This window comes from Mesorhizobium kamtschaticum (genome assembly GCF_056174585.1).
In genome coordinates this window covers 431,452-452,221 of record NZ_JBWBWI020000002.1, presented here as the reverse complement: position 1 = coordinate 452,221, position 20,770 = coordinate 431,452, and the positions used below count along the sequence as shown (strand labels likewise).

The 20,770-nt window shown below is 58.0% G+C and carries 13 protein-coding genes and 14 pseudogenes; 11 read left to right on the top strand and 16 right to left on the bottom strand.

Going from position 1 to position 20,770, the window contains the following annotated elements; translation table 11 throughout:
- Window positions 1-150: 150 nt before the first annotated feature.
- From AC0V7N_RS37915 to AC0V7N_RS37895, 5 genes and pseudogenes are all read left to right on the top strand, one after another.
- A pseudogene (locus AC0V7N_RS37915) lies at window positions 151-596 on the top strand (transposase); the annotation flags it as partial.
- 78 nt (window positions 597-674) lie between these two features.
- Window positions 675-970: pseudogene (locus AC0V7N_RS37910) on the top strand (IS110 family transposase); the annotation flags it as partial.
- Between the two features lie 48 nt (window positions 971-1,018).
- Window positions 1,019-1,492: a hypothetical protein gene (locus AC0V7N_RS37905; protein WP_496628453.1), complete on the top strand. Its 474-nt coding sequence runs from the start codon at window positions 1,019-1,021 to the stop codon at window positions 1,490-1,492.
- 66 nt (window positions 1,493-1,558) lie between these two features.
- Window positions 1,559-2,788 (top strand): aminotransferase class V-fold PLP-dependent enzyme, encoded by a 1,230-nt coding sequence (locus AC0V7N_RS37900; protein WP_496628112.1) that lies wholly within the window; start codon window positions 1,559-1,561, stop codon window positions 2,786-2,788.
- A 308-nt stretch (window positions 2,789-3,096) separates the two neighbouring features.
- Window positions 3,097-4,574: pseudogene (locus AC0V7N_RS37895) on the top strand (NAD-dependent succinate-semialdehyde dehydrogenase).
- A 159-nt stretch (window positions 4,575-4,733) separates the two neighbouring features.
- Here the strand turns inward: AC0V7N_RS37895 and AC0V7N_RS37890 are convergent.
- From AC0V7N_RS37890 to AC0V7N_RS37870, 5 genes and pseudogenes are all read right to left on the bottom strand, one after another.
- Window positions 4,734-5,489, bottom strand: a pseudogene (locus AC0V7N_RS37890) (IS6 family transposase).
- A gap of 49 nt (window positions 5,490-5,538) precedes the next feature.
- Window positions 5,539-5,833, bottom strand: a pseudogene (locus tag AC0V7N_RS37885) (transposase family protein); the annotation flags it as partial.
- Window positions 5,834-5,856: 23 nt separating this feature from the next.
- The gene (locus AC0V7N_RS37880) at window positions 5,857-7,251 is read right to left on the bottom strand and encodes an MmgE/PrpD family protein (protein WP_496628111.1); all 1,395 of its coding nucleotides are present in this window, start codon (window positions 7,249-7,251) and stop codon (window positions 5,857-5,859) included.
- Between the two features lie 370 nt (window positions 7,252-7,621).
- Window positions 7,622-8,935: a diaminobutyrate--2-oxoglutarate transaminase gene (gene ectB / locus AC0V7N_RS37875; RefSeq protein ID WP_496628110.1), complete on the bottom strand. Its 1,314-nt coding sequence runs from the start codon at window positions 8,933-8,935 to the stop codon at window positions 7,622-7,624.
- Between the two features lie 43 nt (window positions 8,936-8,978).
- Complete coding sequence (locus tag AC0V7N_RS37870) at window positions 8,979-9,983, bottom strand: L-histidine N(alpha)-methyltransferase (protein ID WP_496628109.1); 1,005 nt, start codon at window positions 9,981-9,983, stop codon at window positions 8,979-8,981.
- A gap of 453 nt (window positions 9,984-10,436) precedes the next feature.
- Between AC0V7N_RS37870 and AC0V7N_RS37865 the strand changes: the two are divergent.
- Window positions 10,437-10,658: pseudogene (locus AC0V7N_RS37865) on the top strand (IS6 family transposase); the annotation flags it as partial.
- Window positions 10,659-11,070: 412 nt separating this feature from the next.
- Window positions 11,071-12,291: an ATP-binding protein gene (locus tag AC0V7N_RS37860; protein WP_496628108.1), complete on the top strand. Its 1,221-nt coding sequence runs from the start codon at window positions 11,071-11,073 to the stop codon at window positions 12,289-12,291.
- 103 nt (window positions 12,292-12,394) lie between these two features.
- Here the strand turns inward: AC0V7N_RS37860 and AC0V7N_RS37855 are convergent.
- Window positions 12,395-12,517 (bottom strand): annotated as a pseudogene (locus tag AC0V7N_RS37855) (IS5/IS1182 family transposase); the annotation flags it as partial.
- Between the two features lie 176 nt (window positions 12,518-12,693).
- Window positions 12,694-12,939: pseudogene (locus AC0V7N_RS37850) on the bottom strand (group II intron reverse transcriptase/maturase); the annotation flags it as partial.
- Window positions 12,940-12,951: 12 nt separating this feature from the next.
- On the opposite strand from AC0V7N_RS37850, the pseudogene AC0V7N_RS37845 reads away from it, so the two are divergent.
- Window positions 12,952-13,095, top strand: a pseudogene (locus tag AC0V7N_RS37845) (tyrosine-type recombinase/integrase); the annotation flags it as partial.
- A gap of 12 nt (window positions 13,096-13,107) precedes the next feature.
- On the opposite strand, the gene AC0V7N_RS37840 reads toward AC0V7N_RS37845, so the two are convergent.
- The 3 genes and pseudogenes from AC0V7N_RS37840 to AC0V7N_RS37830 all read right to left on the bottom strand — a co-directional run.
- Window positions 13,108-13,662, bottom strand: coding sequence for an aspartate/glutamate racemase family protein (locus AC0V7N_RS37840; protein ID WP_496628107.1), 555 nt, complete (start codon window positions 13,660-13,662; stop codon window positions 13,108-13,110).
- A 372-nt stretch (window positions 13,663-14,034) separates the two neighbouring features.
- Complete coding sequence (locus tag AC0V7N_RS37835; protein WP_496628106.1) at window positions 14,035-14,976, bottom strand: M24 family metallopeptidase; 942 nt, start codon at window positions 14,974-14,976, stop codon at window positions 14,035-14,037.
- A 208-nt stretch (window positions 14,977-15,184) separates the two neighbouring features.
- Window positions 15,185-15,340 (bottom strand): annotated as a pseudogene (locus AC0V7N_RS37830) (aspartate aminotransferase family protein); the annotation flags it as partial.
- Window positions 15,341-15,455: 115 nt separating this feature from the next.
- On the opposite strand from AC0V7N_RS37830, the pseudogene AC0V7N_RS37825 reads away from it, so the two are divergent.
- Window positions 15,456-15,713, top strand: a pseudogene (locus AC0V7N_RS37825) (aspartate aminotransferase family protein); the annotation flags it as partial.
- Between the two features lie 79 nt (window positions 15,714-15,792).
- Here the strand turns inward: AC0V7N_RS37825 and AC0V7N_RS37820 are convergent.
- The 5 genes and pseudogenes from AC0V7N_RS37820 to tnpA all read right to left on the bottom strand — a co-directional run.
- Window positions 15,793-16,209: pseudogene (locus tag AC0V7N_RS37820) on the bottom strand (hypothetical protein); the annotation flags it as partial.
- A 245-nt stretch (window positions 16,210-16,454) separates the two neighbouring features.
- Window positions 16,455-17,075 carry a UPF0149 family protein gene (locus AC0V7N_RS37815; protein ID WP_496628105.1) on the bottom strand — a complete coding sequence of 207 codons (621 nt, stop codon included), beginning with the start codon at window positions 17,073-17,075 and terminating at the stop codon, window positions 16,455-16,457.
- Window positions 17,072-18,655, bottom strand: a complete 1,584-nt coding sequence (gene tnpC / locus AC0V7N_RS37810; protein WP_496628076.1) for an IS66 family transposase — start codon at window positions 18,653-18,655, stop codon at window positions 17,072-17,074. The genes AC0V7N_RS37815 and tnpC overlap by 4 nt, the downstream gene beginning before the upstream one ends.
- Window positions 18,656-18,726: 71 nt before the next feature.
- Window positions 18,727-19,077, bottom strand: a complete 351-nt coding sequence (gene tnpB / locus AC0V7N_RS37805) for an IS66 family insertion sequence element accessory protein TnpB (protein WP_352608055.1) — start codon at window positions 19,075-19,077, stop codon at window positions 18,727-18,729.
- Window positions 19,074-19,511: an IS66-like element accessory protein TnpA gene (gene tnpA, locus AC0V7N_RS37800; protein WP_496628075.1), complete on the bottom strand. Its 438-nt coding sequence runs from the start codon at window positions 19,509-19,511 to the stop codon at window positions 19,074-19,076. The genes tnpB and tnpA overlap by 4 nt, the downstream gene beginning before the upstream one ends.
- A 58-nt stretch (window positions 19,512-19,569) precedes the next feature.
- Between tnpA and AC0V7N_RS37795 the strand changes: the two are divergent.
- Window positions 19,570-19,996, top strand: a pseudogene (locus AC0V7N_RS37795) (transposase family protein); the annotation flags it as partial.
- An 83-nt stretch (window positions 19,997-20,079) separates the two neighbouring features.
- Window positions 20,080-20,283: pseudogene (locus AC0V7N_RS37790) on the top strand (DDE-type integrase/transposase/recombinase); the annotation flags it as partial.
- A 133-nt stretch (window positions 20,284-20,416) separates the two neighbouring features.
- Here the strand turns inward: AC0V7N_RS37790 and AC0V7N_RS37785 are convergent.
- Window positions 20,417-20,767, bottom strand: a complete 351-nt coding sequence (locus tag AC0V7N_RS37785; protein WP_496628442.1) for an oligopeptide/dipeptide ABC transporter ATP-binding protein — start codon at window positions 20,765-20,767, stop codon at window positions 20,417-20,419.
- Window positions 20,768-20,770 lie beyond the last annotated feature (3 nt).

The following is a 20,770-nucleotide window of genomic DNA, read 5'->3' as shown; positions in this document are numbered from 1 at the left end:
GCAAGATCATTAACGCCATCTTCTTTCGGGAGGATCGTCTGGCGGCTCTGCCGTTCGCGGCTACGACGGGGACAGAAGCTCAAGGGTCGCAAGCGCCACGCGCTCGTCGAACCTGATCGGCCGACATTCAGTGTAAGTGCGCAGGGGCCCTTGCATCAGGTGTCCCGCCCCTTGTTTTCATTCAGGCTGAGCGAGGCCGGCGATCCACTGGAGAAGCTGAACGCGGTGGTGCCGTGCGAGGTTTTCTGCAAGCCGCTCGGCAAGGCGCTGAATCGCTCCGATGGCGCCAGAGGCGGCCGGCCGCCCTTTGATGCGGTGATGATGTTCAAGGTCCTGGTTCTGCAGGCGCTCTACAGTCTCTCGGACGATTAGGCCGAGTTCCAGATCCAGGACCGGCTTTCCTTCAAGCGATGGCTTGGGTTGGGGCTCGGCGACAAGGTTCCCGACGCCAAGACGATCTGGTTGTTTAGGGAGCACCTCACGCAGGCCCGGGCGGTGGAGAACCTGTTTGCTCGTTTCGACAAGCACCTCACCAGGCCGGCTACCTCGCGATGGGCGGGCAGATCGTCGACGCCAGGATTGTGGCGGCACCGAAAGCAGATCCCATGGGCAGGTGGATAGCGATCTACTCTATGACAGAGTGGTGTGATCCACCACCCACTATGGAGATGACCATGCCTGTTATAGCTGACCGCACCGAAGAGCCGACCGCTATCCGTTCCGATCTTGGCGCAATTTCGTGTCTTTGGAATTGAGCCGATCGAGTTGGTTGATAACGTCGCTGTTTCCAGGCAACGGAGAAGATGTCGAACATGCGGTGCTCGCCGGTGACGCCATCGGGCTGCTGGCACGCTTTTCGTAAGGGATCGAAAATCATGTCGTCGACCCGGCCTCGATTGCGACATCGCGCCGGCTCGACGGTGTGGGCCGACACCGCCTACCACTCGAAGACGACGAGGCGCTGGCTCGAGTAGAACGGCTACACCTCCGACACCTGAAGAAGCCGAAGGGTCCGCCGATGAGCGAAGCGGCAGCGCGAGCCAACGGCCGCCGTTCCAGGACCCGCGCCTACGTCGAGCACGTGTTCGCGCAGCAGAAATGCCGCATCGGCCTGTTTCGTTTGGCACCAGGGGCGATCTGCGTTCGCATGACGGCGAGAGCCGCGGAAAACGCCGCCGCGATGCCGAAATCGGCAACAGCATCAGCCCCAATGACCGAAATCCAGCCACCGCCTCGTGTCAGGGCTGTTCGCAACCTCATTGCCGCACCATCCTCCTCTGGAAATGCCGGTAGTTCGAGGTGTCCACGTGCCTCACTCGATATTGACCAAAGCCTCATGAGTTTCGAAATCGGCTCTAATGGTCGCCGTCGCCAGTCGAAGCTTTCAATCTGGGGCAATTCCAAGAAAGGACTTTTTCGAACGGTGGCAGAAAACAGAAACACTTATTGGAGGCGGTTTGCTAGAATTCCTCCATACAAAGGCTACTCGTAGAGAAGTTTAAATATGCAAGCCGCACAATTTGAAACTACTACTAGCAACTCGTTCCCACAGAGTGGAATGACCCGGGACGAGATCGAACAAGAACTAGAGCAGCTGCGTTCACAAGACGCAGACCCGCGCTCGACGTTCCCAGATCGTTGGCTCAATGACCGCGGGCTCCTGCTTGATGATGGCACATTCGAAGTTGCCAAGGCCGCTCACCTTGCCTTTTTTACGAAGGGCAACAACTACCCTACCGTGGTAAAATTTGAACGCGATCTAATACAGATGGCGCTTAGTTTGTTCCACGCTGGAAAGGATGCAACCGGGGCCGTGACCAGCGGCGGTTCCGAGAGCCTGTTTCTCGCTACTGCCGCTGCTCTAGAATACGCCAAAGAAAAACGGCCTGACATCGACAAGCCGGAAATAGTGATTCCTCAGACGGGCTATCCCACATTCGAAAAGTATGAGCGATATTTCGGATACTCCATACGTCGCGTTCCGGTGGATGCAAATTTCCGCGCAAACGCTTTAGCAATGTCCGAAGCAGTTAGCGAAAACACAGTCATGATGCTCGCGTCAATGCCATCTTGGTCGCATGGCGTTTGTGACCCAGTTCGAGAACTAGCGGAAATTGCCAGAGAACACGGGATTTGGTTGCATGTGGACGCTTGCGTTGGTGGGTTTTTGGCGCCGTTTGTCCGTGAACTCGGACGAGAAGTTCCCGACTTCGATTTTCGAATCCCCGGTGTAAGTTCAATCTCGGCGGATTTTCATAAGTACGGCTATAGTGGCAAGGGAGTTTCCGGCGTTTTCTATAGAAATAAGCTAGCCCGCCATCAGCCCTTCATCTTCGATACATGGGCAGCAGGACTTTATCGTTCACCAGTTCTTACTGGGACGCGTAACGGGGGCGCAATCGCCTCGGCCTGGGCGGTCATGCGTTATCTGGGGCGGGACGGATACCTCTCCCGCGCAGGTCAAATCCTCAAGCTGAGAGATGCCATATTGGCTTTCGTTGAACGAAGCCCTGGCTTGAAAATAGTCGGCGGGGCTGAGCTCAACGTGGTCGGAATAGGCAGCGACTACTCCGACGTATATTCGATTGCGATCAAAATGAAGGATTATGGCTGGAAGATAAACTTACTGAAAGAGCCGGCCGCAATACAATTGGTGCTCGGACCGCTGCGAGATGAGTATATCTCGTTGCTGGTGAATGATCTTGAGAGAGCCGTGGAAGCGGTGCGGCGCGAAGATGTCAGGGCTCCTTCTCCAGCCGTGGTCTATTCCGACGAATTCGTGGACTGAAGCGGGGATTAATTGTTCTCTGTGCAGATTTATTGCGATATGGGGAAACCGAAACCCGGGTACTTGAAAGGCCGGCCGCCGATCATTCGTGGCCGCATCCTCACCACAGGTGGATGTGGAGGCGTCCTCTGAGAGGTGCAGAGGGAGTCTATTCCGTGCCGATCGTTCAGCCTGGGCGTGCGGGAGATTACTCTTCGTTTCTGCAATCTGCCAATTCTTGAACAATCCAATGCCCAATAGAGCGCTTAGTTATATCCTAGGTAGATATGTACGGCGGCTCTTGGGCTAGCACCGATACGGAGAAACCAATGTCACTTTCTGAAACAGTTCTAGCAAAGTTGAAAGACAAGTCGTTAGTGACGGATAAAGCTCTTGTAGGGACTGGGTGGGTAGCGGCAGGTTCAAGGGGCCTCACGTTCGAGGTCACCAATCCCTCAACCGGCGAATTGCTCGCAACCCTTCCAGATCTTGGTGAAGAGGAGGTCAGGTCGGCGATTGAGGCTGCCCATCATGCCCAAAAGAACTGGGCGAATAGGACGGGCAAGGAGCGCGCCGCAGTCCTGCGAAAGCTTTACGACCTCTTAGTCACGAATGTCGATGATCTTGCCACCATCCTCACTTTGGAGATGGGAAAACCATGGCCGGAGGCGAGGGGAGAGATCCTTTATGGTGCGTCCTACGTCGAGTGGTTCGGTGAGGAAGCAAAGCGAGTTTACGGCGACACCATTCCAGGTCATCAGCCGGACAAGCGCATCATCGTGATCAGGCAGCCCATCGGAGTTGTGGGGGCAATCACGCCGTGGAACTTCCCGAATGCGATGCTTGCCCGCAAGATGGCCCCGGCAATCGCTGCCGGCTGCAGTATAGTGTCAAAACCAGCGGCTCAGACACCCCTATCCGCGCTCGCTCTGGCTCTCCTTGCAGAACGCGCCGGTCTGCCACCCGGTCTTTTTTCTGTGCTCACCACGACCGATGCGGTGATGGTCGGTCAGGAATTCTGCGGAAATAAGACGATCCGAAAGCTCACGTTCACGGGTTCGACCAATGTCGGAAAAACGCTGATGCGGCAAGGCGCAGAGCAGATCTTAAAGCTCGGCCTCGAACTCGGGGGGAACGCGCCCTTCATCGTCTTCGATGACGCGGATCTCGACGCTGCTGTCGACGGCGCAATGATTTCCAAATACCGTAATGCTGGGCAAACCTGCGTCTGCGCCAATCGCCTCTACATTCAGGAGGGTGTCTATGATTCCTTCGCTGCGAAACTCGCCGAGCGCGTTCGCGAGATGAAGGTCGGCGACGGCTTCACCGAAGGGGTCACTACAGGCCCCCTCATCGACCGGAACGCGTTGAAGAAAGTACTGGAGCACGTCGCCGACGCCGTGGCAAAGGGGGCCACGGTGGAAGCCGGTGGCAAACCTGCGAGCCAAGGGGGCCTCTTTTTGAGCCCACTATCTTGACCGGCGCAACCGGCGATATGCGCCTTTCCAGCGAAGAGACATTCGGACCTATTGCGCCGCTGTTCAAATTTTCGACCGAGCAACATGTCATAGAAATGGCAAACAACACTGAATTTGGCCTTGCATCTTACTTCTATTCGAGGGATGTCTCGAAAATCTTCAGGGTGGCGGAGGCTCTCGAGTACGGCATGGTGGGGGTCAACACCGGGCTGATCTCCACTGAGGTAGCGCCCTTTGGCGGCATCAAGCAGTCGGGAATAGGCCGCGAAGGTTCTAAATACGGAATCGATGATTATACTGAAATGAAGTATATTTGCCTGAGCGTGTAATTGGGGCTATGTTCCGCGTGAGAAGGCCTATCTTTATCTGACCTTATAGTCATCAGCATGATCGCGCCAGAGCTGCGCAAGCTTGAGCGATTGATGGAAGTTGCAGGGGCAAGGCAACCGGCCTCGGCGCCTTGCGATGGCTTTCCGAGCCAACGGGCGCTACACACAAGGCAATTTCCGGGGCGTTGTCACGTTGTTTGAAATGTGGCCGCGTGAGGCGACACCGCGCTTTTCAGGCAGGCCGTGCGCACTCACGGCTTTCCACGCGTTCACGGCCTGGCGTCGATGGGTTCGAATTTGTGCTGCGGAGCGGTTGGTCTGGGATGGGATAGGACGAAGAGATTTCGGACGGCGGAGAAGATCGACACGAAATGCTGCAATGAGCCGACCGACCGGAAACCCTGTCGCGTTCGTTCCCGTTTTCGGAACGGCAGATGAGAATTCTCCGCCCGGTTGTTCAAGCCTTTATGCGAGCGGTGTTCCACGTTCGGCATGACTTGGTGTTTGGCCGCCCCGTAGGAGCGCAATTTGTCGGTGATCATACGGCAGCAGGCGCCTGGCGGCCTTGGTGTTGCGGCGCGTCTGGACGATCTCGTCGAGCACATATCCGTCCTGATCTACCGCTCTCCACAACCAGCATTTCTGACCGTTGATGCGCACCACGACTTCATCCAGATGCCAGACATCGTCTTTCGTCGGCGCCTTGCGGCGTATGCGGCGCGCATAATCAGGCCGTGCTTTCGGCACCATCGGCGGATGGTCTCGTAGGAAACGACGATCCCGCGATCGAGCGATCGAGCAGCATTTCCTCGACATCGCGCAGGCTCAGATTGAAGCGAAGTAGAGCCAGACAGCACGGCCCACGATTTCGATCGGATAGCGGTGGTTCTTGTACGTCGGTGCACTCACGGTCATGGGCGCGCTGCTACCTCAATTTCCTTACCGCTCAATCAATGTGACAGTACCGCCAAAGCCACTGCTTCTTCCCGGCAATGGTGACGACCATTTCGTCGAGGCGCCATTTGTCACCCCAGCCAACCGGCTGAGCTTCGCCTGATCTCATTGGCGAAATGCCGACCAAACTTCCCCGCCCATGTTTTGATCGTTTGGTGGGTGACGATGATGCCGCGGGCGGCCAGCAAATCCTCGACCATGCGCAGACTGAGCGGAAAGCGGAAATGCAGCCAAACCGCATGCGCGATGGTCTCGGCGGGAAAACGATGGCGGCGCTCGAGCGGAGCACGAACAATCTTCGACATGCGCGTCGCATCGCAGATTTCCGTCAGCCTTCAGTTAACGTTACGGTGCCGCGGCGAGGATCGCGATCGAGTGGCGCAACGACCACGCCAATCAGACGGCTCAGCCCCTTACTGTTCAATCTATCGAATGATAACGCCATCGCCTCCATCTCGCCGGCCCGGCCCTTGCCGATCAAACCGGTGGTGAAATTGACGTATTTGGTGTGGAACTCTTCCGCGGTCATGGGATCGTCGCGATCGCCTTTCGGGGTGCGCGGCTCCGACATGATTTCTCGGCCGTCCTTGAGGTAAAGCGTCACGTCGGCCCAGCGCTTGCCGACGCTGATGCGGGTGTAGTGCTCGGTTTCGACAAGCTCGGTGGCCTTGGAAATGCGCCGGATTTCTTCGTCCTGCAGAACCTCCGGCAAGAGCTCCTGCGGCCCTATTTTGCCACGCACGATCATCGTCGCAACCGGAAACGCGATCGAATAGCTCATTTCGTCCAGCGTCTTCGGGTTGTGACCGGCAAGCCGAACGGCATAATGGAACGTCTGAATGCGGACGCGCCTGACATCCTTACTGGAAAGGTTGTTGTCACGCATCAGGTCGCGCGCGGCATCGATCGATGGATGCGCCCAGCGACAGACAGGATAGGGTTTGTATGAGGTATCTTCAGCAACACGCCAAGCATCTCCGAGATCACGCCACCACGGGTCGGCGCTGGCCCCCTCAGCCGTGATCGCCGGTGCGCCAGTGAAGCCGAGTTCGGCCAAATAGGCCGCCATGACGCCTGAGGGCGCACCCCAGCCGACGCCGTCACGCAGCATGGTTGGGAAATCGATGCAACGCATCATTTGGCTGCGAGGCCCGTGATATTCTGCAATGCCCGCTGCGTGGCGCGTCTGCTGCTGGCTGAGCCCCAGCAGTCGGGAGACACCCGCAGCTACGCCGACTGCCGTCCACGCCCCTGAAGTATGGTAGTCGGAGACGGTGCCGTGAAGCGTCAGGCCGGCACGGTAGGCAATCTCATAGGCGACGGCCAGCGCAACCATGAATTCTCTGCCCGAGATTGCAGCGCCCGAGGCCCTGAGCGAATCGGCAACGGCGAGCAGCGCAGGAAACACCGCCGAACCGGCGTGACCCTTGCAAGGGCTGTTGTTGTCGTGGCCATCAATAGAGTCGACGGTGAAGGCGCCGGCGAAGGCCGCCCCCGCAGGGCTGACCGGGCGCCCGTCGAAAATCATCCTGGCCGCACCAACTTCAGGCGACGAGCGCCATAGGCGATCGGCGATCTTCCTGGTGATCGACGCGATCTCCGTGGTTGCGCCCACCACCGCGACGCCGAGCGTGTCTGCAAAACTGCGCCTGAGAATGGCACGGACCTCTTCGGGAATGGCGTCGTAGGTCAGGGTGCCGGTAAATTCGGAAAAGGTAGTCATGAAAACCTCTCACAACTTTCATTCGACAGGCGCTGCCTGACGGTTCGCCGACAGTTCAAGGATCGTCGCGCAGCGGCTCGTATGCAGAAATGCCTTAAGCGAAGGAGCAGCCTTGGTGAGGCGCCTTGACCGAGTTTCTCCCTGAGCTGCGAAAACCCGTCAGCAGCCCGCGACATCGCCGCTACGCACCGCGCGCTTGGTCATCCTTTTCGGTTGCCCAGCGACAGCGAACTGATTAGCTAGATCGATAGGCTCAATTCCATCGAATCGAGAATTGCGTCAAGATCGGTGCAGATGGTGGTCGGTACTTTGGTCTGGTAGGCTGCTGTAGGCATTGTCGTCTCCAGAGGGGGTGAACAACTCCACTCTGTCAAGGAGCAGGCGCTTTCCACCCACCCCCTGGGATCTGACTGTCGCCGCTGCGGCCCACAGCCTCGTTCGTTCGTTCGGGGCAAAAAGCAGTCCTGATTGTAGAAACAAGCACATTAATTCCGGCGATCAATTCTTCATCCGAGACCGTCAGCGGCGGCATTATCTTGATCACCTCGTCGGATGGCCCGCATAGCTCGACAATGAGTTTCTGCTTGTAGGCTTCCGCTTTCACCTGAGCAGCCAACTTGCTGTCGATGACGTCAAGCCCAAGCATCAGGCCTCTCCCTTTCACGTGGTAGCCGAAAGGGATGGCGAATTCAGACAAGATCTTGTTGGCAATCCTGCCCTTGCGAGCGGTTTCATGCTCAAAGTGTTCATCGCGCCAATACTCTCTAAGAGCAGCCGTAGCAGTGACGAACGCATGGTTATTCCCGCGGAACGTTCCATTGTGTTCACCAGGGCCCCAAAGGTCGACGTAGGGAGCCAGCAAGACAAGAGACATTGGAAGCCCGAACCCCGAAATTGACTTCGCCACTAGCACCACGTCGGGTCGAATATCGAAGGCCTCGAACGCGAAAAACGGTCCTGTGCGACCACAGCCTGTTTGAATTTCGTCGACGATTAGGATCGCACCATGCTGTCGGGCAACCTGCTCGATGTTTTTGACCCAGCGGCGCGTCGGCACATTGATCCCTCCTTCGCCCTGCACCACCTCGAGAATGATTGCTGCGGGTTTGTCTATTCCGCCGGATGGATCGCTCAGCAGCTTCCGAAGCGATTCGGCCGTATCGCAGCTTGAGCCTAGATAGCCATCGTACATCGCGCGATGAACGCCGTGGAGCATGGAAGCGGATGCTCTTCGGTGGTAAGAATTTCCCGTGAGGGCTAGCGCGCCGAGAGAACAGCCATGAAAAGCGTTCGTAAAGGCGATAATGTTGGTGCGACCGGTAACCTTGCGTGCGAGCTTAACCGCAGCCTCGACAGCATTGGCGCCAGTGGGGCCGGGGAACTGAATGCGATATTCAAGCGATCTTGGGCGCAAAATCAAGTCTTCAAATGTGTCGATAAACTCCTGTTTGGCGCTTGTTCGGAGGTCAAGCCCAAGAGCGATGCCGTCACTAGCGATATAGTCTTGTAGGGCAGACTGCATCACCGGGTCATTATGCCCATAGTTTAATGATCCGCAGCCGGCCAGAAAGTCGAGATATTTGTCACCGGTCTGGGCAATCAAATAACTGCCCTTCGCTTCGGCGAACATTGCAGGGTAGGAGCGACAGTAATGTCGAACTTCCGATTCAATGTCTTCCTTCACGCGATGCCTCCGTGTTGGGTTCTGAGGATAAATCAGTCAGGTATTACGAAAGTTTAAACAAAATTACGGCATATTGCCGGCTACGATCGGTCCAATATTTGACATGTCGAAAGCCGTAATCGTAAAAAAGCTCTTTAAACGCATTTAGCTCAACTTTTCTCATGATCTCAGTCCTAATCATCTCTCCTTCCTCTAGATGAAAGGAGAATTTCAGTTTTTGGAGATTGACCGATTGAGTCCGCATAGCCTCCAAGTGGCTCTCCATGCGATGCAGCGATTTATTGTGAAATGCCACATGTCGAAAATGGAATAGGTCAAAGTCTCCACTGAACCGCCAGTTCAAATGTTGTAGAACACATAGGTTGGTCAGAATAGCGGTCTGACTGTTGTATGCCGCCTCCAGGATTTCCGTTTCTTTATCCAAATCTATCCCGACCAAAAAATAATCGCCGGGAGACAGGGCCGAGCGCGCCGATAGGAGGAGATTATCCAACTCGTCGTCGTGCATGTTCCCGATCGTGCTGCCCAGGCAAAATAAAAGCTTTGGACCAACGAGGCTCTTGATCTCTGCGAGCCCGGTTTGGTAAGTCCCGACGACCCCTAAGAAGTTCAAATCCGATGACACTGAGAGAATGTTTTCAGCCGCTCTCTCCAAAATCGAGCGATTGATGTCGACGGCGGCGTAAGAGGTCAGGCCATGCATTTCCACGTAAGCATCAATCAACAGAGTTGTTTTCTCGGCGTTCCCGGATCCCAGCTCAATGAGGGAGACAGGACCCGTGATTCCGGCAATCGCCTTTGCGTACTCGGCGAGTATCTCCCATTCAGTTCTGAACAAGTAATACGTTTCTTCTTTACATAGTCGTTCAAACAACAGTGATCCCGTGTCGTCGTAGTAGTAGATGGAGTTCACGGTACGCGGCGATTCCGATAGGGACGCCACCAATAGGTCGCCCCTGAATAGCGTTTCATCAGGAACGTCCGCGCCGATGATTTCATATTTATTGTCCGTGGCCACTGCAGGGGTGCCGGGGTGGTGTCGCGCCATAGAGATAGCTCCATTAAATGACGGTGTACTGGCGATAAGATTTATTGACGTTGCAACCAACGATATCGGTCGGGATCTTCCCGCCCTCTCACGAAGAAGGAGCTTCAAAAGTCGTGCCAATGCGCTGAGGGGCGCGTCTGAAGTTCTTTTCAGGTCTTTTTCAATGACTTAAACGGGCCTGCAGCAGGCAGCCAGGCCGAAACCATTGTGTCGCGGAGTCGGCAAACCCGACAGTAGGTGTCGGTTGCCCGCCGTGTTCTCAAGGATGGTGATGGGATACCAACGGCACTGACCTGACCTGACCTGACCTGACCTGACCTGACCTGACCTGACCTGACCTAAGAGTCCTCTCTGATTGGGGTCGTTTAGGTCAAGCTACGGATGTGTTGCAACGTTTTTGTTACTCGCGAGTGGCAAGGGGACCTTCAACTTCAACCATTTCGGGGGATTGCGATGTTCAAAGGCCGCCAGTTCGACCAATCTGTGATCCTGCTTTGCGTGCGCTGGTACCTGGCCTACAATTTGAGCCTGCGTGATCTTGAGGAGATGATGGCCGAGCGCGGCATTACGGTCGATCACACGACCATCCACCGCTGGACGGTCCGTTTCGCGCCCTTGTTGCTGGAGCGCTTCAAGCGGCGCAAGCGTAGCGTGACCGGCAAATGGCATGTCGACGCATCAAGCGCCGTATCCGGCCGATGCTCGGCTTCAAATCGACGGCCACCGCAGCCACCATCCTGACCGGCATCGAAATGATTCACATGATGCCTGCGACAGGCGAGGTACGCCTTCAATCCGAATCCGTCCTTGGCCGAGCAGTTCGAAATCCTCGCCGCCTGATTGACCTCGCATCAGGGCCTCTCTGTGCCCCTATTCAGCCGTTGCAACAAAACCGTCCACACGACCTAGACTACAGCTTGTCAAAGCGTTGCAACAGATTCTTCATATCAATTCTCAGAACTTTTGCGATCGCAGATCATTACCGATGTTACGTTCAGCGCAAGGGTCTGAGGTCAGGCACGGCTGAAAAAGCTGATGCTGATGACGCAAGGATGCGCTGCACAGCAGCAACGTGGAATCAAAAGCAATGTTAGAAAGAGCGCTCATCCTGATTGAAGGCATAGGGGATACCAGTCCGCTGTACGTCCGAGCTGCCCGGCGTCTTGGCCTTCATCCACTTGCCCTGTCGGCTGGTCCAGCTCGGTACGACTATCTTGCGGCGGAAGGAATTAGGGCAATCTGTGTCGATACAGACGATCTTGATGCGCTGATCCACGAATGTTCTCGGCTGCGTGAGACCTATGACATTGCTGGCATTACGTGCGCCGGCGACCAATTCTACGCAACAGTTGGTAAGCTCTGCCGGCATTTCGATCTACCGGGACCGAACCCCGAATCCATCGAACAATGTTGCGACAAATTCACTCAACGTCAGCTCCTCGCGGAGGCCGGCATTCCAATGCCGGCTTATCGCCTGGCAGCGAATGCGACAGAAGTAGAAAGCTCTGCCACAGAGATCGGCCTGCCAGTGATTCTTAAGCCGGCCGTAGGCAGCGGCAGCGTCGGTGTCCGATTGTGCCGAACTGCCGATGAGCTAGCCGAACATACGACCTATCTGTTGGGCGGGAAGCACATATGGCGCTCTCCACCGAGGATGCTGGTCGAAGAATTCGCACAAGGCCCATTCTATTGCGTCCAGATAATGGGAAATGAGGTCATTGGGATTGCCACCGCTGACTTCGCCCCCCCACCGCATTTCGTCTTTCGGCAGGGCGTCTTTCCGGCCCCACTGACCGATGAGGAGCATAGCCGTATCGTCGATGTTTCGCTGAGCTGTTTGCCAGCTCTCGGCCTTGGCTGGGGGCCAACGTGCATTGAACTCCGGTGGACGAAGCGTGGCCCAGTCGTCATTGAAGTCAATCCTCGTCTTCCTGGCGCGCCCGATCCCCAGATAGTTCAGCTGGCTTACGGTGTCGATATCGTCACCGAGCACATCAAGCTTGCCACCGGCGCAGGATGGAATCTGCGCAGAAGGCATTCGCATACTGTGGCCATGCGAAGCCTACTTCCTGATTGCGATGGCATACTTGATTGGATCGATGGCGATACTCGGGCGGCTGCTGTACCAGGTGTCGCCGAGGTCAAACTGTACATTGAACCAAAGACGCCGATCGTCAGGAAAGGCGATTACCGAGACTGTATGGGATATGTTATCGCCGCTTCACCCACCCTCGAACAGAGCAAAGCGATACTTCGGCATGCCGTCGACTTGATTCATTGGTCCATCACGCCATTGGGGCATCGATAGTCGAAAGTGATTCAAAAGTAATTGATTCCAAGCCCACATGACGATGCTGGGCGTTGGTGCATGGGTCCGGACTTGAGCGGATGTCGATCTTTGAAGCGGCAGACTATGCCGTGGCCGCCTTGCGGCGGGCGGATTTCGGGCGTGCGCAGGCAAGCATGCGGTTGAGGACGGCGCAGCCAATGGCGACTTCGGTCTGCTGACGGAGAAGCGACCGTGCCCGCAAACGCGCCCGATGAAGGCGCTGGTGACCAGCACTATCCGACACGCGACGTTTGAGGGTCTCGGTCAATTCTCACTTTGATTCGCGGGTCAGACCGCGCCAAGGTCCGAAGCATCAAAACTCGTTGACAATAATTATGAACGACAATATGTCGACAGAAAGCCGGCGTCGACTACACGCGAAACGACTTTTCGCCCCCCAGTCTTCTTCGGAATGGAGACGGCGCGCACCGGCGGCGGAAAGTAAGCCCCCGATGACATCCGATTCCAGATCTTGTAAAGATTTCTCGCAAGGTCTTTCTCAAACATCTCCAAGGTCTCACCGTCCACTCCGGCTGCGCCATGGTTGGCTTTGACCGCTTGGTAAGCTTCGTACACTTGACGTTTCTCAATTCGAAACGGCTTGTCTGTCGTACCTATCGAAGTCATCCTGTTTCCAGGGGCATCTCCGCATACCTGAAGAACGGCGGCACGCTGGGAAAGGCGGCGCACATGGCCAACCATGCGTCGACCCGGACTGCCCAGCTGTATGATCGTCGCCACGACGGGGTCAGCCTCGACGAAGTTGAAGGGATCCTTATCTAGGCAATCGGATGATCATGACTGCGATAACGACGCGCGGATTGCAGAAATGATGTCAAAGGTTGGGCGCTGAACCATATCCCGAATCTGAGGTACAAAGGGCGAAAACGCACAGCATTCGACGATGATCGCGCCCAGATTTTCGCTACGCAATGAGCTTTCGCAAAGTCGGCTCAGGGTGGCGCCGATAAGATCCCAGTCGTAAACCGCGTCAGGTCGATTTATCTGCCGCCATGCTTCCGTTCCCTCAATCCCGGCCTTGGTAATCCTGGCTACCTCCAGTTGTGGCCATGCGGCTCGCAAATGCGCGTCAGAAAGCGCCGTCGAATCAAAGCAGATGATTGCGATCTTCTGTGTCGCCGGTGTGATAGCTGCGAGAACGGGTAGAAGTAGCAGGCTTGACGTCAGCGTGGGAAGGCCAACGGTTTCTCTAATCAGATCGTGATATAATACCGAGTACCCGCAGTTGGAGATAATCGCGGAGCACCCACGACCCTTCAGCCGGCGAGCGGCCTGGACGTACGCTTCCCGCACATGAGGGAGATCGTGAAGTATGTCGGGTACTGACACGCCTTCGACAACCTCCTCAATCATACCCTGTGGGAAAACTCCGGTCTCACCCAAACACCGCGACGGGCAGCTCTTTGGTTTAGGCTCGTCGAGGCGAAGTAGCCCTAGCGGAGTTACTACATGGCTCGAAGTCATGAAATGCTCCCTTTAGGAGACGACAAACAATTCGCGCGGCATTCGAGAAAAGGATTCGCAGCCTTTTTCCATCACGCGAATGGTCTCACTCAGGACCAAGCTGAGTTCGCCCTGCCACATCCCAAGTATCACGTGAAAAATCATATTGGGCTGGAGTTCGGTCGTATCGCCTGGCCGCAGGCTGGCCGTGTGTTCACCCCAATCGGGCGGATAGCCCAGGCCGATAGAATATCCAATTCAAGATGGTTTGTTCAGACCGTGTCGCGAAATGACGCTCCGCCAGACCTCCTCAATTTGTGAGCATGCTCGTCCTGGAGCGATGGCAGAGAGCACGGTCTCCATCCCTTCTCGAACAACGGCAGCAAGTTGGCGCAATTGATCAGGTGGGGTGCCCAAATAAACACTTCTCGCCAGACCGGCATGATAGCGAGCCCGACAGCCGCCAAGTTCGATGTTCACCACAACGTCACTGCCTACGGGATCGTCGGTCCAGGAAAGGTGGGGTGCGTCTGCTCGGGGGCCAATCCCCATGACCAACCCGCCAGGGACAGCACCTCCGAATGATTCTGTCCCGGTGATCTGGGCCTGCATGATCCGCGCAGCCAAGTCGCATTGCCTTATGGTCGGGGTGATGGCATCGATTCCAACCCTCATCGCGCGATCTGCTATGACGCTAGCCTGTCGTATGAGCTCGACCTCCGCCTCTGACTTAACGATGCGGACCCAGTTGACCAGGTTCGAGCCATCCTTAAACGTGCATTTAGGCAGCGAGGACTGCAGCCGCTCAAAGCATCGCGCGGTAAAGTAGTAGTTGTCCATTTCTACGCCAATGACGCGATTGCCGAGGCCTCTTCGGTCAAGCTCTTGGGCGACAAACTCCATAGGATGTCGCTCCGTCGACTGAACATAGTGGTCGGGGTATCCAATTACATCGCCCGACGGCAGATATGCCGTGCTGGTCGCACATGGAACATCAATGCCACGGCCCACCCAAACCGGCTGATGATCCAGGGCGACGATAACCATCTGGTGCGTGTAGAACGACCAAGCGTCGTAGCCGGTTAGATAGTTCATGTTCTCCGGCGAGGTGATCAGCAGCACCTCGATTCGGCGCTGCATCATCTCTTCCTTGGTTCCTGCAAGGCGCCGCGCGTATTCTTCCAATCCGAACTGAGGCATCCTGCATCCCTTTGCACTTCGCGTCACAGGTGATACGACGCTTGATGATCATGTCAATTACTGTATTGGATCATCTCAATATTTTGCGAAGAGGGAGCGAGCATGCGTTGGACTTGGAAGCCGGTGCTGTCCTCATCAGAAGGCGCGAGATACCAGGCGATTGCGGACGCCATCGCCGCCGCGATCGATTCCGGCGAACTTCGGCCGTGCTCTTCCTGCCGTTGTTGTCCCAGACGGTGACACCTTCGCCGCCGGCCATGATCCGCGTCGGGCTCTCACCGCGCGCGTGGGTGCCCATATGCGTCGAGGGGTGGAAGAAGTGGTCGCGGTCCCAGGCGGCGAGTTCGTTGGACTGGTCGAGCATTTTTTCTACTCCTTGAGGGATGGCGGACGAACCTATGCAAGGTCCAGGCAGAGATACTTCAGATCGGTGAAAGCTTCCAATCCATGGCGCGAGCCTTCGCGGCCGATGCCGGACTGGCGACGTGCGCGGCGACGGCATGCTGGCGGCGGTCGAATTCGTCGCCGACAAGGACGACCGGGTGTTCTTCGACGCCTCGCAGAAGATCGGGCCTCAGGTGGCAACGGCCCTTGCCGCGAGCGGCGTCATCGGCCGCGCCATGCCGCAGGGCGATATCCTCGGCTTCGCGCCGCCGCTGTGCCTGACGCGCGAAGAGGCCGACATCGTGGTTTCGAAGACGGCGGATGCGGTGAAGAGCGTGTTTGCTACTCGTTGAAGGCACTCACAGATCTGCCAATACCGATGGCCAGAATGCGCCATTAACCCCTTCCATGGCCTTGAAGCTGCGATAACAACGGCGGATTGCCGATGGCGAGATCGAAGGACGCCGACAACTCCGTGCGGGCAAAGTCACCGGTGACAATGCGCGCCGACGGCTGCAACAGCCCGCGATGCGTCCCGTGACCGGATCGAGTTCGATTCCGGTGACGTGCGACAGGTCGCACAGGGCCTGCGGCATCAGCGCCGGAAACAGGCCCGTGCCGATACCTGGCTCCAGCACCCGCCCGCCGCGCCGTCCAAAACGCTGGAGGCCGGGCCAGATCGCCCGGACGATGAACTCCGGGGTGAAGTGGGCATACTGGGTGCACCGCGCCAGCGAGGCGTAGTCGGTCTCGCCGACGGCATCCTCCAGCGCTGGGCCGATCTCGTCCACCTTTTGCGGAAATCGATCTCGCCGGGGCGCGGAAGACCCCATTGGCAAGATGGGGAGCATGAGGATCTGTGGGGCGGTTGGGTTACGGAGGCTCTCTGAGCGGGCCGGACCGCGCCACAGAAAGTGCGTGTTTGGTCGGCCGCAACGTGACTGCCCCACAGATCCGGATGTGTTGCAACGTTTTTGTTACTCGCGAGTGGCAAGGGGACCTTCAACCATTTCGGGGGATTGCGATGTTCAGTAAGCGGTGCGCCAAGGCACCTCCCAATATCGTCTTGTGATGCGTCTATGGTAGGTCAGCCGTTAGTCGGCGCGTCGCCGCCGATCACTGCGGGTCGTCATAACGGGTGACGTAGTGGAGTTCGCGTAGGGCGGGGATGACGAGGGCGATGTCTTTGTAGGCCTCGTGTTCGATGAAATGCGCGGTCTCGGGCCCCGGCCTGGGCTTGCCGAGGACGGGCCTCCCCTTTTGTCGACGCAGTAGATCAGGATCGGCAGCAGCAGGCCGTGGTTGGGGTTGTCGAGGTCGAGTAGCCGTCTCCAGCTTTTGATGTTGAGATTCATGGCCGCGTAGAACCCCTGGCACCACGGCCGGGGGTCGATGCCGCCGCTGGGCTTGGTTGCGAATCGGGGCGCATAATCCTGCGGTCTGTCGAAGAGCGTCTCGTTGATCCGGTTGTGGATCCTGGCGACGCTGGCAAACACGGCGTGATCGGTTGCAGACCCTTTGGCCAGGACGTCGCGCCGCAACCCCATGAGCGGGCACATCCAGTCTTGCGGGTCCGGGTAGCGCGGCCCGGTGACCGCCGCCGTTACGAAGCCATCCAGCGCCGACATGGTCCGCACCAGCGGGCGGTTGGTCTTGGCAGCCATCCAGGCCTCGAGCGCCTCGTCCGACAGCGCCATGTCATCGAGCGCGCTCATGCCGCCAAGGAGAGCTGCATCTCTTCGCGGCGCACCCAATTCCACGGCATCAGTTCGTCCCAGCGCGAGGCTGGCCAATCATTCTGGATGCGCTCGGTGACGTCGGCCATGTAGGCTTCGGCATCGACGCCGCAGAGCTTGCAGGTCTCAATGATGCTGAGCACGACCGCTGACCGCTCTGCCGCGGCGAAGCTGCCCGAGAAGAGCCAATTGCGCCTGCCGACCGTAAATCCACGAATCGCCCGCTCCGCGATCAGGTTGTCGGGCTCGAGCTGGCCATCGTAGAGGAAGCGATTGAACGCGCGCCATCGTCTGGTGCCATAGGCGAAGGCCTTCGCGATATCGGCATGGCGCGACAAACCGTTGCCCTGGCGCATGAGCTGTCGTCGCAGCGCCCGGACCAGTGGTCGGGTCCGCCTTCGTCGTGCGGCCAATCGCTCGGCGGGCGGGAGCCCCCGTATCTCTTCCTCGATCCGGTAGATCGCCTGGATACCGGCCATCGCCGTCGTGCTGAGCTCGGTCGGCTGGCTGTCGTGAACGTCGAATATCTTGCGACGCAGATGGGCCAGGCACGCAGCTTCTCGAATGGCGCCGCCCTTGTAGAGCTGGTTATAGCCGCTGAAACCGTCGGCCTGGAGCGTGCCGGCAAATCCGGCGAGCTCGGTCATCACGCTCTCGCCGGCGCGGCCCATGGTGGCGCGATACCAGGCGATCGGCGGCTCCTGCGAACCCGAATTGCGGTCGTCGGCGACGTAAACCCAGAGCGCGCCCTTGTGGGTCTTGCCGTTGCCGGGCGCCAGGATCGGAAGCCGCGTGTCGTCGGTATGAATCTTGGTGCGGGTACGGCCGATCTCGCGGATGCGGTTGTAGATCGGATCGAGCAAGGCGGCGGCGTAGCCGGCGCTGCGCGCAAGCGTGGAACGCTCGATATCGACGCCCTTGGCGGCCATCATCTGGGCCAGACGGTAGAAGGGCAGATGATAACCCCACTTCGCCATCATGATATGGGCGAGCGCGGCATAGCTGAGCTTACCGCGTGCAATGGCCTTGGCTGGCGCCGGCGCCTGGATGATTTTATCGCAGGTCCGGCAGCTGTACTTGGGTCGAATGGTCTCCATCACCTGCCAGGCCTGGGCAACCAGATCGAGCATCTCGTCGCTATCTTCGCCCATGGCGCGCAGATCGCCGCCGCAGCCCGGGCAACATGCGCAAGACGGCTCGCGAACGGCCCGCTTGCGCGGCAGGTTGGGATTGAGCTTACGCACCGGCAACACCCGGACCTTGTCGGTGTCAGCAACGATGGGCAGCTCGAGATCGGGCACGCTGGCGGCGAAATCGGTCTCGAGATCTTCGAGTTCGAGCCGCATCTGGCCCAGCTTCTCGGAGGAGCGGCCGAAGGCCTTGCGGTTGAAGCGATCGATCCGCAGCTGCAGGCGCTGGATGCGAAGTGCGGCCTCGGCGCGCTCTCTTCGAAGCTGCTCATCGCGTTCGGCGATGGTGATGTCACGGGCAGAAACGGCCGCCTCCAGAAGGGCGATCCGAGCGAAGAAATCAGCGGTTGAGGGAGCTTGTTCCGACACCCAAAACCTATACCCGAAAGACCCTCGTCACGGAAGAAGAATCAACACAAAATCAATAAGAAACATCAAAATCAGCCAGCCAAACGCGGTCGATAAATCTTGCTCGGCCGGCGCCAATCGATCCCGTCCAAAAGCAGCGAAAGCTGCGCCTTGGTGAGCGACACGGCGACCTGATCCTTGGTGGTTGGCCAGGCAAAACAACCATCGGTCAGCCGCTTTGTAAACAGACAGAACCCCTGGTCGTCATGCGACAGAATCTTGATGATATGACCCTTGTGTCCACGGAAGCAGAAGATCGCGCCGGTGTGCGGGTCGAGCGCGAGCACCTGCTGCACCATCCGCGCCAGGCTGTTGATCCCGCGACGCATGTCGGTCGCGCCGCAGCACAGGTAAATCCGGTCGGTCGGCACCACCGTGATCACCTGGTCAACTCCGCCAGGACGATGCGCAGTGCTGTCGGATCGACGATCCCGTCGATCCGCAATCGCGTGCCGCTCGCAAAGGCCACGACGATCCTGCCGGCCGGGTCCGGGCAATCGGCGACGGGGCGTTCGACATCCGGCAGATCGCTCACGTCGATGCGCGCGAAGGTCGCCATCGCCTGATCGGCATCGAGTTCCCCGCCGGCCATCTGCTTGCGCCACGCATAGAGCTGTGACGGAGCTACGCCGAACGCTTCCGCGACCTCGGTCACCGACGACCCCGCCGCGCTCGCCAGGTCGACCAACGCGCGCTTCTCAGTGCAACTCCACAGCCTTCGTTGCCGCACGCGCCCGGGCACCGTTTTAAGACCTTCGGCCGCCGCGGCGCCGCTTAACTCGGCGACCTTATCGCCCGTTGCATGTTCCAATGTCATGGCCCGAAACCTCCATGTTCATCGGCATCTTGCAAGGTGCCTTGGCGCACCGCTTACGATGTTCAAAGGCCGCCAGTTCGACCAATCTGTGATCCTGCTTTGCGTGCGCTGGTACCTGGCCTACAATTTGAGCCTGCGTGATCTTGAGGAGATGATGGCCGAGCGCGGCATTACGGTCGATCACACGACCATCCACCGCTGGACGGTCCGTTTCGCGCCCTTGTTGCTGGAGCGCTTCAAGCGGCGCAAGCGTAGCGTGACCGGCAAATGGCATGTCGACGCATCAAGCGCCGTATCCGGCCGATGCTCGGCTTCAAATCGACGGCCACCGCAGCCACCATCCTGACCGGCATCGAAATGATTCACATGATGCCTGCGACACCACAAATCGCTTGCAGGATCGCTCCCGGCGCCGGCTGAAGCCGATCCGGATCCGCAAGAGTAGATACCTGAATAACCGGATCGAACAGGACCATCGGCGCCTGATGCGAGGTCAATCAGGCGAGGATTTCGAACTGCTCGGCCAAGGATGGATTCGGATTGAAGGCGTACCTCGCCTGTCGCTTGCGAGACCTACATCAAGGTCCGTGGCCAGTGGATGTATCTCTATCGCGCCATCGACAGTGTCGGCGACACCGTCGCATTCTATTTCAGCGAGCAGCGCGACCTGCCGTCGGCCAAACGCTTCCTCAGAAAGGCGCTGGAGCGTCATGGCCGACCGGATCGCGTCGTCATCGACGGTAGGCAGACCAATCGGGAGGCGATCGTTTCCTCTCTGTGCCCCTATTCAGCCGTTGCAACAAAACCGACCGGATCGCCAGAGCACCGAGAAGGCGCAAAGGGCTAAGGCGGGTTACAGTCGGGCCGGGCTTATTAGCTGTCCGCGGTTGGTACCTGGGCTTTCTTCATCCCAATCTGTTTTCACACGCTATGAGTTGGTTACCCGGTACCTCCTGCGGCGGCGTCGAGCTTTGGAGCCTGGCAAGTTCGGCATACGGGATATGACAGCGGATCGAATGTCCGCGCTGCGCCTCGCTGAGCGGCGGCTCCTGTTGCTCGCAGATCGCACCGATCTTTCGCGGGCAGCGTGTGTGGAAGACGCAGCCTGATGGCGGGTTGGCGGCGCTGGGGATTTCACCGTCGAGACGAATGCGAGCCGTCTCGGTCTGATCGAGTTTTGGAACGGCCGACAGGAGCGCTTCGGTATAGGGATGATGGGGCCCGGAAAACACATCTTCAGAAGGCCCGAGTTCCATGAT

Excerpts from the sequence above, each read along its gene's own strand:
- AC0V7N_RS37785 (WP_496628442.1), bottom strand. The coding sequence starts at position 20,767 with ATGGAACTCGGGCCTTCTGAAGATGTGTTTTCCGGGCCCCATCATCCC.
- AC0V7N_RS37880 (WP_496628111.1), bottom strand. The coding sequence starts at position 7,251 with ATGACTACCTTTTCCGAATTTACCGGCACCCTGACCTACGACGCCATT.
- AC0V7N_RS37905 (WP_496628453.1), top strand. The coding sequence starts at position 1,019 with ATGAGCGAAGCGGCAGCGCGAGCCAACGGCCGCCGTTCCAGGACCCGC.
- AC0V7N_RS37900 (WP_496628112.1), top strand. The coding sequence starts at position 1,559 with ATGACCCGGGACGAGATCGAACAAGAACTAGAGCAGCTGCGTTCACAA.
- AC0V7N_RS37835 (WP_496628106.1), bottom strand. The coding sequence starts at position 14,976 with ATGCCTCAGTTCGGATTGGAAGAATACGCGCGGCGCCTTGCAGGAACC.
- AC0V7N_RS37870 (WP_496628109.1), bottom strand. The coding sequence starts at position 9,983 with ATGGCGCGACACCACCCCGGCACCCCTGCAGTGGCCACGGACAATAAA.
- AC0V7N_RS37815 (WP_496628105.1), bottom strand. The coding sequence starts at position 17,075 with ATGAGCGCGCTCGATGACATGGCGCTGTCGGACGAGGCGCTCGAGGCC.
- tnpA (WP_496628075.1), bottom strand. The coding sequence starts at position 19,511 with ATGACATTGGAACATGCAACGGGCGATAAGGTCGCCGAGTTAAGCGGC.
- AC0V7N_RS37860 (WP_496628108.1), top strand. The coding sequence starts at position 11,071 with ATGTTAGAAAGAGCGCTCATCCTGATTGAAGGCATAGGGGATACCAGT.